Source organism: Methanomassiliicoccales archaeon (assembly GCA_038850735.1).
Classification (GTDB): domain Archaea; phylum Thermoplasmatota; class Thermoplasmata; order Methanomassiliicoccales; family JACIVX01; genus JACIVX01.
Genome location: JAWCLO010000004.1, coordinates 18,806 through 33,156, shown reverse-complemented (window position 1 = coordinate 33,156; position 14,351 = coordinate 18,806). Strand labels below are relative to the sequence as shown.

10 protein-coding genes, 1 tRNA gene and 1 other RNA gene are annotated in these 14,351 nt (G+C 40.5%); 3 read left to right on the top strand and 9 right to left on the bottom strand.

Annotated elements, in window-relative coordinates; all coding sequences use genetic code 11:
- Positions 1-757 precede the first annotated feature (757 nt).
- Positions 758-2,077: a TrpB-like pyridoxal phosphate-dependent enzyme gene (locus QW087_03570; GenBank protein MEM2943798.1), complete on the bottom strand. Its 1,320-nt coding sequence runs from the start codon at positions 2,075-2,077 to the stop codon at positions 758-760.
- 389 nt (positions 2,078-2,466) lie between these two features.
- The gene (locus QW087_03565) at positions 2,467-4,272 is read right to left on the bottom strand and encodes an adenosylcobalamin-dependent ribonucleoside-diphosphate reductase (protein MEM2943797.1); all 1,806 of its coding nucleotides are present in this window, start codon (positions 4,270-4,272) and stop codon (positions 2,467-2,469) included.
- Positions 4,273-4,654: 382 nt separating this feature from the next.
- On the opposite strand from QW087_03565, the gene QW087_03560 reads away from it, so the two are divergent.
- A complete protein-coding gene (locus QW087_03560; GenBank protein ID MEM2943796.1) occupies positions 4,655-5,833 on the top strand; it encodes a UxaA family hydrolase in 1,179 nt (392 codons plus the stop codon).
- Between the two features lie 615 nt (positions 5,834-6,448).
- On the opposite strand, the gene QW087_03555 is transcribed toward QW087_03560, so the two are convergent.
- The 6 genes from QW087_03555 to QW087_03530 all read right to left on the bottom strand — a co-directional run bounded on the left by QW087_03555 (position 6,449) and on the right by QW087_03530 (position 11,615).
- On the bottom strand, positions 6,449-7,495 hold the full coding sequence (locus QW087_03555) for a hypothetical protein (protein ID MEM2943795.1): 1,047 nt from the start codon (positions 7,493-7,495) through the stop codon (positions 6,449-6,451).
- A gap of 58 nt (positions 7,496-7,553) precedes the next feature.
- Entirely contained in the window at positions 7,554-8,024 is a 471-nt protein-coding gene (locus tag QW087_03550) for a DUF835 domain-containing protein (GenBank protein ID MEM2943794.1), read from the bottom strand.
- A 367-nt stretch (positions 8,025-8,391) separates the two neighbouring features.
- The gene (locus QW087_03545; GenBank protein MEM2943793.1) at positions 8,392-8,721 is read right to left on the bottom strand and encodes a cupin domain-containing protein; all 330 of its coding nucleotides are present in this window, start codon (positions 8,719-8,721) and stop codon (positions 8,392-8,394) included.
- Positions 8,722-8,800: 79 nt separating this feature from the next.
- Positions 8,801-9,094, bottom strand: an RNA gene (rnpB, locus tag QW087_03540) — RNase P RNA component.
- Positions 9,095-9,393: 299 nt separating this feature from the next.
- Entirely contained in the window at positions 9,394-10,494 is a 1,101-nt protein-coding gene (locus QW087_03535) for a hypothetical protein (GenBank protein ID MEM2943792.1), read from the bottom strand.
- Positions 10,491-11,615 (bottom strand): hypothetical protein, encoded by a 1,125-nt coding sequence (locus QW087_03530; GenBank protein MEM2943791.1) that lies wholly within the window; start codon positions 11,613-11,615, stop codon positions 10,491-10,493. The genes QW087_03535 and QW087_03530 overlap by 4 nt, the downstream gene beginning before the upstream one ends.
- Before the next feature lie 181 nt (positions 11,616-11,796).
- On the opposite strand from QW087_03530, the gene QW087_03525 reads away from it, so the two are divergent.
- A tRNA-Leu gene (locus tag QW087_03525) sits at positions 11,797-11,884 on the top strand.
- 132 nt (positions 11,885-12,016) lie between these two features.
- The gene (locus QW087_03520) at positions 12,017-12,472 is read left to right on the top strand and encodes a (2Fe-2S)-binding protein (GenBank protein MEM2943790.1); all 456 of its coding nucleotides are present in this window, start codon (positions 12,017-12,019) and stop codon (positions 12,470-12,472) included.
- An 82-nt stretch (positions 12,473-12,554) separates the two neighbouring features.
- Here QW087_03520 and QW087_03515 read toward each other — a convergent pair whose 3' ends face one another.
- Complete coding sequence (locus QW087_03515; GenBank protein ID MEM2943789.1) at positions 12,555-13,637, bottom strand: DUF2117 domain-containing protein; 1,083 nt, start codon at positions 13,635-13,637, stop codon at positions 12,555-12,557.
- Between the last annotated feature and the right edge of the window lie 714 nt (positions 13,638-14,351).

The window sequence follows — 14,351 nt, the reverse complement described above, 5'->3', positions numbered from 1 at the left end:
CCTATTTTTTGTTTCAAAATATCCGGGTGTAACCGGGAAATAAACATGATCTTTTTGTCAGTTCTTGAGATTGAACTTGCAATTTCATAGAACTTATCTTGGCCCTCGTCTATTATTAGATAGGTTCTTGATTCTTCAAGTTCAATATATTCATCACTAAAGGGTATTCTCAGATATCTGATCCTTCCTTCAGGGCAATTTTCATGAGCTGTGCTGAGCAGCTACTTCACCAGCCTTTTTATTTTGATACTTTTATTTTGATACTATTTCATAGAATATTATTATCATGTATGCAATATATCCTATTCATAAGTTTTCTTCCATGGTATTTGTATACTGCTTTTGAGATTTAACCAAAAAAGCGAAAAGGTCGATATAAGCGAAGGTTGACAGTTGCTTAAAGAATGAAAAATTATTGTAGATACTACCATAATGAGAGAGGCAATATGCTGCTGCAGTCTTCTCAGCGCTTTCACTGATAACTAAGATTCGTGATGATTGAGACTGCAATGGAAAAACATTGAAAGATAGCGGAGAACGCTAAGATCCTTTGCAGATAATTCTAATTATGTGGGTATATGCTCTTATGTACAATCAATTGCGAAGTCGTCGACTGATTTCAACTCGCTATAGCATGTACCTTTTTTATATGATACCGCCTAATGTAGCGTTTCCAATAGTGTTCTAAGATGATAAAAGAAAGGTTTAGATTCAGCTCATCAATATGAATTAGAAATAAAAAGAGTTATAAGAGTTATTACGAATTATTCATTTTTCCAGACAGATAACTCGCGTAACCAGCAAGGTCGAGCAAACCATGTCCTGAGAGATTGAAAACTATGACCTTCTCCTCGTTTCTCTTCTTCGCTTCCAATGCAAGATCAATTGCCGCTTTAATTGCGTGGTTAGTTTCAGGTGCTGGTATTATGCCTTCAGTTCTCGCAAAGGTTACACCAGCAGCAAATGTATCTCTTTGATCGTAAGCAACAGGTTTAACGATGCCACGCTTGACCAAGAGGCTAACGCTTGGAGCCATTCCATGATAGCGAAGACCGCCAGCGTGAATCGGCGATGGAACGAAGTCATGTCCAAGTGTATACATTTTGATGAGAGGAGTCATTCCCGCAGTGTCGCCATAGTCATATTCATATTTTCCAGCAGTGAGCGATGGGACCGATCTGGGCTCTACCGCAATAAATTCTGTATTGACCTTCCCTTTCAATCTTTCGCCTACGGTGGGAAATGCAAAACCTGCAAAATTGCTACCTCCACCTACACACCCTATCATGTAATCTGGTTCTACGTCGAGCATCTTTAACTGCTGCATAACCTCCTGCCCAATAACAGTCTGGTGCAGCATCACATGATTGAGAACGCTTCCAAGACTGTATTTGGTATTTTTACCCTTAATTGCAGCTTCAATTGCCTCAGAAATTGCTATTCCAAGAGACCCTGGATGATTTGGATTTGTTTTGTTTAAACTTCTGCCATAATCCGTTTCCATGCTTGGGGATGGGAAAACTTTCGCTCCGTAGGTTTCCATGACATGCCGCCTGTATGGTTTCTGTTCATAACTAACGCGAACCATGAAAACAGTGCATGTCAGGTTAAAAATAGAGCAGGCAAGACTAAGAGCCGATCCCCATTGACCGGCGCCAGTTTCTGTCGTGAGGTTTTCTGTGCCATCCTTCATGTTAAAATATGCTTGTGCCACAGCAGTGTTAGGTTTATGACTACCGCAGGGACTCAGATCTTCGCGCTTAAAGTAAATCTTCGCGGGGGTTCCTAGAAACTCTTCCAATCTTCTTGCTCTTTGGAGAGGTGTGGGACGGCCTAGGAGGATGTAAGCATCTCTAACCTCATCTGGAATATCGATATATCTTTCTTGTGAAACCTCCTGTCTTATGAGGCTTATAGGAAAGATTGCCTTAAGATCGTCCTGACTTACAGGCTGCATTGTAGCCGGATGAAGTGGCGGAGGCAGAGGTTCCGGAAGATCTGCCGCTATATTGTACCATTTTCTTGGTATGTCTTCAAGCCCTAATATTACTCTCGAATTATCAGCTTTGCAATTCATGAGAATGCCGTTATAGGTTGTTGAATATATAACAATTTTGTGAATGAATGTACCAATATGTACATTGCGCATTTAAATATTAATCCTAGGAATATTCGAATGTTTTCAAAGTAAAGCAAACATAGAACTACGAGCTAAATACTCTATTGAAAAGATTCTTGATGGAAATGAATTTATTATTGACCTGATGTTATAATAACATCTGGGGTGAAAATCTATGTTAAATGATCAACTCGCAGCATAGGATTCCACGCTGATATCTGATAGCATATCGGGCCGCAATTTATTATTCATCAAAATTCGCAATGTAATTGCATTAAGAATTGCAAAAAAATGCGCGGGTCTGGAATAAAGGAAATCCCATCAATGATAATCTCAGCCACGATGCTTCATAAGTTCGAAATTCCGCAAACACTGCAAACAAAGCCCCCTTCCTCGACCCTCAATATTCCGCCACAATCTGGACATAACAAGCTTGAAGTCGCTGAAGTGAGTACTTGTCCGGGTTTTGACCCCTCTCTGTAAATCGTTATACCTTTGCATTTGAGTTTGTGTGCTAGTTCAAAAATTTCCCTAACCTTCTTGGGTGTGCTATTAGACGACATATTAATGGTTTTTGAAACAGCATTATCAACGTATTTCTGAAAGACGGATTGCATTCTAACGTGTTCTTCTGGTTCAATATCATGCGAAGTAAGAAATAATCTCCTAATATCTTCGGGAATTTCTTCAATATGTTGAATGGAAGTGGTTGATGCAATACGATTGATAAGCTCAGCACTATAGAAACCTCTTTTCTTGGCAATTTCTATGAATTCTGGATGAACTTCGCGAAGATGTTCACCTTCTAGTACATGCCTTATGAAATAGACCGCATAAAGTGGCTCTATTCCACTCGAACACCCTGCAATGATGCTGATTGATCCAGTTGGAGCAATGCTGAGAATCGTTGCATTTCTTCGGGGGCCTTTAAAAATGCTCTTTCCTATATTCGGGAAGCTGCCCCTCTCCTCTCCAATTCTTTTCGTTACCTCTTCACTCTTGTTCCTAATAAAACTGATAAGCTTCTCAGCGAACTCAAAAGATTCTTTCGATCCATATGAAATTCCTAATTTGATGAGCGCGTCTGCAAATCCCATGATACCTAGGCCAATTTTTCTGTTCCCCCTCGCGATCGCGCCAATTTGGGGTAAAGGATACTTGCTTGCATCAATGACATTGTCCAGGAAGCGGATGCCAACATCTACCAACTCATCGAGTCTGTTCCAATCAAATTCAAATCCGCCTAGTTGCTTTTTCGCTAGGCGGGCTAAATTTATGGATCCAAGATTGCATGCTTCGAAGGGCAGGAGTGGAACTTCACCGCATGGATTTGTCGCCTCAATTGGACCAAGAGCAGGAGTCGGATTCGAGGCATTTATCGTATCAAAGAATATTAAACCTGGATCTCCAGTTTTCCATGCGTAATATGAAATTTCATCCAACAATTCTGATGCACTGACTTCCGATACAGTCTTTCCTGTTCTCGGGTTTATCAGATCAAAGGTCTCGCCGGACTCCGCTTTTTTCATGAAATCATCAGTGACACTTACGGAAAGATTGAAATTAGTGAGAGATGTCAGATCTTCCTTCGCCTTAATGAATTTCCTGATGTCTGGATGATCAACCCTTAGTACCCCCATGGAAGCCCCTCTTCGCCGTCCTCCTTGTTTGATTGCCTCCGTCGCAGCATCAAATACTTTCATGAATGAAACGGGTCCAGATGCAACCCCTCCAGTCGACTTCACGATATCTCCCTCAGGTCTCAATTTGGAAAAAGAGAAACCTGTGCCTCCTCCACTTTGGTGTATAAGTGCCGCGAACTTTACCGCATCATAGATACTTTCAATGGAATCTTCGACTGGTATAACAAAACACGCAGCTAGCTGTTGGATTTCCGTGCCAGCATTCATTAGTGCAGGTGAATTGGGTAGGAACTCAAGGTTCCTCATCACTGAGTAAAATTCCTCAGCCTCCTTCTTGGGATCCCTGCCGTCATTATAAAATTTATTGACTGATGCAATGTTATTCGCGACTCTACGGAACATTTCATCAGGGGTTTCTATAACTCTTCCCGCCTCATCCTTTCTTAGGTACCTCTTTTCTAAGACTCTTAATGCGTTTTGAGAAAGAGCAGGAAATTTCTCTGAATTCATTTAATTAAATCCATCTTATACATGTTATATTAAATCTTTCTTCCTCAATAGGAATGAATTGCGCATTAGAGTTAGGCCAGATATCAATAAATTCAGATGAAACTAATCGTTCATCCATGCTTCTTCGATTTCATCTCAATCGAATTTCTATTCGTATTGGAGCTCGCCTCTTAATAAAATTTATTTCCTGGTATCGATTCTTAAACTTTCAGCAGGCAATTTTTCTTTGGCAATGCCCCAATTCTTCATGTGCTCGTCCAAAAGAAAAATGCTAGCAGCCAACGATACCAACTCATTATCTTCATCGGATACTTCTTGCTCGTTGATCTACTCGCGTAACAATTGGTATTAAGATAAATGAATTCCTATTATCACTGAAAATATGAATCATCTCCAAAAGTACACCTTCAAAGGATATGAGAGGCCAGATGGGACTACTGGGATACGTAATTTCATCGGTGTGATTTCAACAGTTGTTTGTGCAAATGAAGTAGCTAAGCGCATTGCCCGAAATAGCAGAGGTATTAAGGCATTCGCTCACGGGCAGGGTTGCGCGCAGACCAGTGTCGATCTCACAAGGGTTGAGAGGACACTTGGTTCGCTTGGACAAAATCCAAACATTGCTGGCGTAGTTCTTGTGAGTCTGGGATGTGAAAGCGTTAATGTTCAGAGAATCGCCGACTACATTGCAGATTCTGGAAAACCTGCGCATACTGTCACGATACAAGAAGTTGGTGGATTGAAGTCGGCGATTGAAATTGGGAGAAGATATGCGATCGAAATGTACAAAGAATTTAGCACGATGAAGAGAACTGAAACTGACGTATCTAATTTGGTTTTTGGAATCAAGTGTGGCGGCTCTGATACCACGTCTGGAATCGTTGCGAATCCTGCCTTGGGGTTGGCTGTTGATAAACTTCTCGAATGTGGTGCCACGTGCATATTTGGCGAATCAACAGAATTCATCGGCGCCGAGCATCAATTAATTGGTAGAGCCCATTCTGAAGAAGTAGGAAATAGAATGCTCGAAATGATTCTGGATGTGGAGAGGAGAGTGAAGGCAATCGGCGTTGATATGCGTGGAGGGCAGCCAACACAAGGTAACATTAAAGGCGGACTTTCAACGATTGAAGAGAAATCTCTGGGAGCAGCGATAAAAACTGGTAGCAGGAAAATTGATGCGGTACTTTCGTATGGAGAAAGGATTTCTCATAAAGGATTGATTTTCGTTGACTCGCCAGGTAGAGAACCCGAACTACTAACAGCTTTGGTCGCAGCGGGTGCTACGCTGATCGCTTTTACTACTGGACGTGGTGCACCCCAAGGATTTCCTTTCGTTCCAACGATTAAGATTACAGGGAATCCCTCAACGGCCCAGCACTTACGAGAGTTCATCGACGTGGATGTAAGTGAAATCATTAGTGGGGATTTGAACTTAGAAAATGCCGCTGCTCGGATAATCAATGAGGTTATTTTTGTATCTTCCGGAAAGCTCACCCAGGCAGAGAAAAATCGATACGAAGATTCGATGAATATTTACACTACGGGTCCAATTCTGTGATATTGGAAGGAATTCTGGGGTACTAAAATATATGAAAAACCGTCTGGTCTCTAATTTGCTCAAGTATTGCGAGTCTGTAACCTTTCTTCTGCTAATTACATTAATCTTTGACTATTAACATTTGCCGTAAGTCTAAAAGTCTCATTAACTGCGAGTCCTTGCGCATCAAGATTTCGTGAACTATGGATTTAAGATCCGCTCAATGCAAGAAGCGAGATCATGCAAGATGTTTGATTGGCTATAGCCTTTCCCGCCCCCGTTGCGCGATACGCTGTCGCAAGGCTATTGGGGTTGAAATCTCTACCCAAGTAACGAAATTTCCACATTCTGGAGCAAGCAATGATTTATGTCAATTAGTTCGAAACAATAATGAAAATTAATGTGCGACAATGTAATCACAATGAGAAAATGCTAATTCCTATGATTGCTTCTAGAAAGCTGCATTTAATCAAATAATCGATACTCATTTAAGTGCACAATCAATCTATTAATTTGACAGATTAATTATTGCGTTGAGAAATGTCAAATTCGAAAGTTATTCCCATATCCCCATTAGTTATCATGGTTCCTGAGATTGCAAAATGCATACTGATAAAATCGTATTACCTCTTTAGATTACTCGTCTTCACCCTTCTTAGCATCAGGAAATCTCTTTGCCGGCGATGGTTTAAGGATTTTGCTTCCTTCAGCAGTGATAAGCATATTTGTTAGCGCACTCAGTGAGCACAAAGTACCTCGACCTTGAATCGCTTCCTTTCCAGGCAAACGCGCAATGATTAACCCGTTTGCCGAAACCTCGATTTCTGTACCAATCTCACTAAGTCTGTGAAGAACAATATTTCCCATTGCACCCATGGATTTTTCCATCCAGCAATGCTTCATTGGACATAGATTGCAGTAAGCTTTAAAACGTTTTGCACCCTCTGGTGGAATAAACCCAGCCGCGATTTCTGCTTTTGTCGTGCTGTATGCAATACAACAACCAAGGACCCTGTCGGCGATTACTTTGTTACCTTCGAGGATGCTCGCCCTAACAGCTCCTCCCTTTGCCTCGTATCGATTCTCGACGCGCCTTTCATATTTCAATTTCCCGGTATTGCGTGCTCCTTCTAATTTCTCTTTTATAAAGGATGAAATTTCTGCACTTCTTGCCGCTGCTTTTACAATAGCGCAAGTCGGACAATAGGAGATTGATGAAGTAACCAACAGATCATTTTCTTTATTGAACATCTTTGCAATGACACCGAGCCCTTCTCTTCTGATAACTGTTCGTCCACCTATCTCATTCACAAACTGAAGAGCAAGGACTGATGGCGTTAGTACACGGCCATATCCAAAAATTTTCGCAACGGCATCGATTTCATCTTTGCGAGTTAATGCATCATGATGAAGGCGTTGCTTCAACGATTCTGGCACAAGACCTGCTTCAATTTCTGCAGCCAACACTGCTGGTGACCATACAATATCAAAACCCTCGCCAATTTTGTTACCCTCGTCGTCTTTTATTACAGCCTCAATTCCGTTCGGCTTCTCGAAGGCACAAACCATTCCACCCTCACTTGTAATCGCTTCAAGCGTGCCGTGGCAAATACCACAAGCTCCCTCAATTTCCCTCAACTTGGGTGTTTGTTTTCGTACTCTCTGTGCAAAATCCGTTGTCATCTGCGGCCTCTATTATTCCAGAACAGGCGGATTAAGTTTTCGGAGATCAATGGATAACTTAGGCATTGCTCGATACAACTTCGTCGGATATCCTTTGAAGCATGATCAAGTGGTTCTCAAATTGAGTCTTCGGGTCGAGGCTGATCATCATTGAAATGCCATGCTGATTCATTTTTCCCTGAAGTTTTTTCAATGTTTTGATCACGGGTATAAATCCGTTCCACATTTGGAGGATTTCTAAACCATTCAGGACAACGATACCGGATCTGTTCTCGGCTATGAATGATTCGACATGCTTTTCAAATGTTTTCAAATTCATTGGTGGAATGCAGTCGCCTCTTGGACGCGGATTAAGCCACCTTACGATCAATTTCTTATCATCGAAGCTAAGTTGGGTCTTTAATAAATGTGGAGCATTCTTTGATATGTAAAAAACTTTCTTGCCGAGCGTCAACTCCCTTCTCAAGATTTGATGGGTCCTGAGCGGTACTCTTTCTACAAACAAATAAGTCTTTCCATTGGAAATCATGCTTCTAAGTCCTCCTCAGATTACGTTAAATTTTCTCCGATATTACATCTTGCTAGCGAAAAAATTGGATTTCGTACGGCTAAATCGTTAAAAAAGCGAAACCGCAGGTCAATGATGCTAGGCGCTGAAAAATTGCGATGCTTTTTGTATTGCAAAGTGGAGAATCTAGTAGCTTAAGAAGCATCCGAATTCTGGTAATATCTGTTTAGAATGTTTGGGACGTCGCAGCTCTGCGTAATTGGAATCATAAATAAATGGATGACATTTAGTCAATTTTATCGTGTGTGGCTTTGTCTTTCCTAAAATTGTAAAATTTAGTTTTATCGGGCGGGACTATGAGAATTCGAGCTTTAGATAGTCTTCCATCTCATCTGTCCTTATATTCTTGTCTGGGCGGTGAAAACACATCGATGTTAATACAATCTTCCAGCGCAACAGTAGAATGCTCAACATTCGGGGCGATGAAATATCCATCACCTTTCGTCAGAACATATTCCTCTCCGCCAATGATCATGCGAAGTATACCCTCCGCTACGAAACCAGTTTGTTCTTGTGGATGCTTATGAAGTGGAAAAATTGCTCCCTTAGGCAGGAAGTATTCTATGATCTGAGAGCTATCCCCACATGCAATCATTCTTCTTTTTACACCTGTAACGGGCTCGGCAACACTTGCTTCGAGATATCTGAAGATTTTCATCGACAAATTCCTCCTTAATTGATTCTTTCACGATCCTGTCGCGCCAAGATTTCGACGATTTCTCCTGAACCAAATTGCCAGGTGAGGGTAGTAGGTCCCCTTCTGTTTCAGGCAGCATTCAACTAAGCGCCCTACCCGCTGGTCCTGAGTAGTCATCCCAGCTGTTTGGGCTTGCTCCGGTGGGGTGTCGCCGTTTCACCAAATCTTCGACCAACGTCATCGCCGAGCGAGTCATCCTCGGTCGAAGCTGTGTCGTTTCTGTGCCCTTGCCTGGGCTCTCGCCCAGCCACTTACGTGGCCCACCTTCTCTAGGAGGGGGAACCTTCCTCAGCGAAGGAATATATCCTTCACCGTCGGCTGCCCTCCCTCTCCTGGCAATTCATCGAGAACCTTACTAATATTTAATCATGTCCATTAATGAGAGAGATCTAGGACTTCGTACGTTGAGAAGCGAAAATTACATTCGTTAATAACATTCCAGATATCCTTTATCAATACAAGACGAATTTCCGAAATCTGCCAACATATTTTTTGATGATCAAAACCCGACCATAACAGGAGTTTTTCTCCTCACTTCCATGTGAATATATTTCACGATATGTACAAGATCTTATATGACATGCGAATTAATGTAGAGAATTAATCTAACTGGATCCAATTGCTTCTATGTTTCTACTTGTATGAGAAATACACAAGCGCAATCCGCTTCGCCATTCCTTCAAGGAGTGAAAGAAGGGTCCAAATGCGCAAGGCAAGTTCGTTGCAGAAAATGAACGACATGCGCTCATGTACTGCCATAGGCTTTATGATCTCAGCCAAATTTTCCCAATATTCGCGCTCTGCTTGACTAATATAACGTGTCAAAGCATCAGCGCATTTTAGAGCTGCTTTGCCATCTTTCGCCAACATGGCATCCCTGATATGGCCTAAAGAAAACTGGAAATGCCTAATATGTTCAAACATCGATTCCTTTAGGTGCTTGACCGACTCGGATAACGCGAAATTTTTTGATTCGATATGTTGTTGAATGTATTCTACTGGGTATCTCAATTCCTCGATTTCGAGTCCAAAGAAATCGCACACCAGTCCGATTATCGAATAAAACGTATCCCCAATCTTTTCCAGGTTATCCGCCAACGCCCAGAGTAGATTAATTTCAGTTGTCGTTTCAAGTTCTATATCAAATTTTGAGGCATTTCTCATGATTTGAAAAGCAATCCTGTCGATATCCTCCTCTTCCAATGAATACAGTAGTCTCAGAATATGAAGACCTTTTTCTGGATTTATATCAAAGTTCCGAAGGAGATCTGATAGGAGTAACCCTGCTTCATTAATCTTTTCAAAAAGAAGGCGCATAAGCACTCCAGTCTCATGCGAAAAAGATGTTCGGGTTGAATATGAATTTCCAGTCTCAGAAGAAAAATGAACGAGATTTTCATCCAATGCTCTAATTATCGATAGTGATTCTCCAATACTAGCATCGGAAAGAAAAGATGATTGAAGTACAAAATCATCTGCCCCATTGATGTAAGATGATAGGATGAACTCTCTTAATTCGCGCGATCCCATGTTATCAACATTTACTTCAATCCTTCTTCTGATCGAATTCGGAGCCAAAATAAGATAGTCACCCACATTAAACATTTTGATTTCTTTAGGCATTTCATGATCATCGTTCCAATTTCTTATCCATTTCTTAGGAAGGTAGACTGAATAGCCACCTGAACCTGCGCGTGTTAGTCTTTTAATTGATTTGATCTTCTTCTGATTCATTGCACTCGACCTTCAGTTATCTCGGATTGCATCGGTACCTGATAAATCGTAACCAGTTTTGCCAATTCCTCAAGCTTTGTGATAATGTCAGCAATTCTATGACCAATTGCTAATAAATCAGCAGTCTTCGGATAAGGTTCTTCTTTTGTTTTCTTTTTAAAAAATGAGTCGAGTTTATTATTCATATCATCAATGATTTTCTCCCGGAGTTTTACGAGATCTTCCTTCAATGCGAATGCCTCTAGTGGATTTTTATTAACGACGCATGAATAAATTTTATTAATATGTGTTTTGCATAAATCCAGATAAGCCATATAAAGCTTCTTTATAGCTTCACAATCACCGGATCGAACAAATTGAGTCGGAACAACATCTCGCATCAACACGTCCGTGGGAAAAGAGAGGCGCCTATAGTCTATTTCGTAGATGCCACAAACGCTTCGCACAATGCCGAAAACGCTATCACTCATGCTTTCTAGATAACTCACAGTGAGAGAGACAAAATGTAAATCTGATATTGTTTCTATAGGCATTTCAAATCGAGAGGCCTGCCGAAGAATTCTAAAAACCAGTTTATCGATATCCTCCTCAAGAAGTCTTAATATTTGCATGATGTGAAGCGATCTCCTCGCATTTCTGTCAAAGTATTCAATGAGTTCTTTCAAAAGCTGAAAGGCATCACCAAGCTTATCAAAGATCAAAGATCGCATGTGAACGAAGCTGGAATTGGTCCCTTCGCGCGGGTTGTCAAACTTAAGCTCTATTCTCTTTTCAGTTGCGTCCAGCGAAATTCGCTCATCTAGAAATCTTACGAAGTCTCTTGAGCCCATTATTTGCTCGTCGGAGAACCTATCCGCAGCAATAAGCTCAGCACCTTCAAAACCCTTGATATACGATGCCAAGATAAATCGCTTTATATCGTCAACAGAATGGCTCGATACGTACAAAGATGCAAAAGAGGACTTATGAACCGGTGTAATCACGAGAAAATCCTCTAGTAGAATCATTCTGACATTTCTCTCTTTTAGCTGAATATCTCTCCACCTATTGATCCATTTCTTTGGGATATAGAGTGAGAACGCACCTTTTCCCTCTGTGATTTTTTTTGTGAATTCTTCCATACTGATTTAGTAGCCCCCTTTTTCAGAATAATTTGGATGATGCAAATCCAAATAGGTCTCATTCTACTTATTTAACTTTTCTAGAAATTACTTAGAATTTCAAATTTTAGCGAATCGGTTCCCATTTTTTCCTCTACTTACAAAAGAATTAATAAGTATCCCAAATATTCGGAAACTATCCGCGGGGGTAGCCAAGCCTGGCCAAAGGCGCAAGATTGAGGGTCTTGTCTCGTAGGGGTCCAAGGGTTCAAATCCCTTCCCCCGCACCATTCAATCTCTGATTTCTTTGTACTGCCTTTCGGGATTATTATAAGATACGATCTGGTTTGTTATTAAAACAAGAGCACTTTGCAACGGTCATGGAGGAAAATTTATTAATTGCTAGATATGATTCAAATGGCATGGCGGTATGTCCAATATGTAGAAATGAAGGTTATGAGGTCGATAAAATAACAGTATTAATCCATGTTTCCGAGAAAAAGTGGCCTCTGGAGGACGCAAAATACTATTTTTGCGAGAATCCCAATTGTGAAGTCGTGTATTTTACAGAGACATCTCACACGATATTGAAGAAGGAAGATGTGAAAACGAAAGTAACATTTAAGGAAAAGACATCGCCTAAACCATTGTGCTACTGTAAACAAGTTACGGAGGAAGATGTACTGCGTGCGATTGAACGAGGAGCAAAAACCGTAGATGAAGTAAAGGGCATGACTGGAATCGGCGGCGGAGGCATGTGCAAGTACACAAATCCTTCTGGGAGGTGCTGCTCTCGTAGTTATACATCCTTTATAGAAAAGGCCCTGAAGAATAAGCTTAGAGATAACAGCCATCCTGTGATCCTTAATATTAAATAGGGCTTAAGGTAAAGTGAGATAAACTGAATAGATAACGAAGATTAAGAATAAGAATTCTATTTATATAAAGAAAGATCCAGGGTCAATTGAATAGCTGTTGGTATTTTTTGATTTCAACAATCAAGCCATCTGACATTTCAATTATTGCTTTTGTCATCTCCTCAATAGAAATTTCCGTGGCAATTTCCTTTGAGCCTTTAAAAAGGATATCCTTTATCCTCTCCCCAATCACATCATCATGCCCTGGTTTAACGCGTATAACAATTGAACCGGGGTAAAACAATTCTTCTCTGCTAATTCCATCTTCGTCTCCGTCCGTTATGGCGATTATTGGTATGCCAAATCGGTAAAGAATACTCCCCGCCGTTTTGCTGGTATCGTCACCAATTGTGACAACAAATCGCGAGTTTCTGCTAGAGTATACCGCTTCCTCAGTTTGGTGGTCCACGATTGAAATATAACCTCGCTTTTCAATACCTATGCATCGCGGTATCGATCGTGTTCTGCGTATCACTCCGCTTCTTACTCTCGCCGTCCAAATGTCATAAATTCCTAACCTTTCTACTCCGCTTTGTTTGAGTTTTATTCCTTCAGCAATCAGTCTTCCATTTTGATCTTTTGAAATTGCAACATGACTCGAAATAGCCTTTCCCACTACAATCCCGTTTATCCAAACGTTTTCGCCTGGAATAACACCACTAATTAATCGCCAAGTTCGATCACAGGATTTCTGCGTCATTTCGGGCATTTCAATCACTATCGCTCCTTCTTTTTCAGCTAAATCCATGAGAAATTTCGGCAAAGGTGAATTCCATCCGATAAAAACGCCATTGTCAACCTGTATTAGAGGCTTTGACAGCTTATCCTTAATCCTTAGAAAAATCAATTCGCCAAATTTCATGATCGATTCTTTGTTTTTTCCGTAATTCATCAAAAAAATAATATCTGATACCTCCTGGAGCGCTAATATTGCTTGAGAGGGAACTAAATGTTGATTGATGTCAATGACATCTTCGAGACCAGCATCAATGACGGCAGCTATCCCAGTGTAACCACTCATCAATATTCTTTTGACAACAAACTGTTTTCCTATTACACTTAAAGCACGATCAAAGAATTGAGTATCGATGGCTTCGGGACCATGAATAACTATTCCTGCGATCATAACTGCCAGCACCTCATCATATTATTGATTCTTCATCTCGACCGATTTGTAAAGTTTGCCAATTCTAATTTAAGTGGGAAAATGCACGACCTTCCTTCGATTTAAATTCTTGGATCATATGCCTTCTGTAATTTTTCACTTACTTGAGAGTACCATGCTGTTTCAATTTGATTGTACGAGATCGCCTAATGATTTTTTTGAGATTGTAAATCTAGTATTAGAATTCAAAGAAAAAACGCTTCACTCCGCCAACAAGATTAACATCTAACAATGGTGGAGATTCCATTACATGAGGTCAGAAAAAAATAAGATATAGCTTTTCCATAAAATATCGTATCATGAAGTGTCCGAAATGTAACGAGGAAATGGAAAGGGGATACATCACTTCAAGTTATCAATCCACAGTTTTTACCTTGTATTCATATCCTTTGGTAGAATGTGGTCTGCAGTGGCGCTTTGTAAGAGCAGGCATTGAAAGTGCCGAAGTTAGTGAAAGAGATCTGAGATTTAGTCTCGAAGGATTTCGTTGTAATAAATGTCGGTTTATTATATTACGATATTGAAAAAATTCGATTTCAAGATCTATAGAGAGTTGGCATTTTTAGTATTTACCGAGTTAAGTCCAAAAAAAGGTTGTAATTCTACATTATAGACCGTCTTTCAACGAGGTCTGGAGATTTTATGAATTCTGTTTTCAGTAATACCAAATTAGAT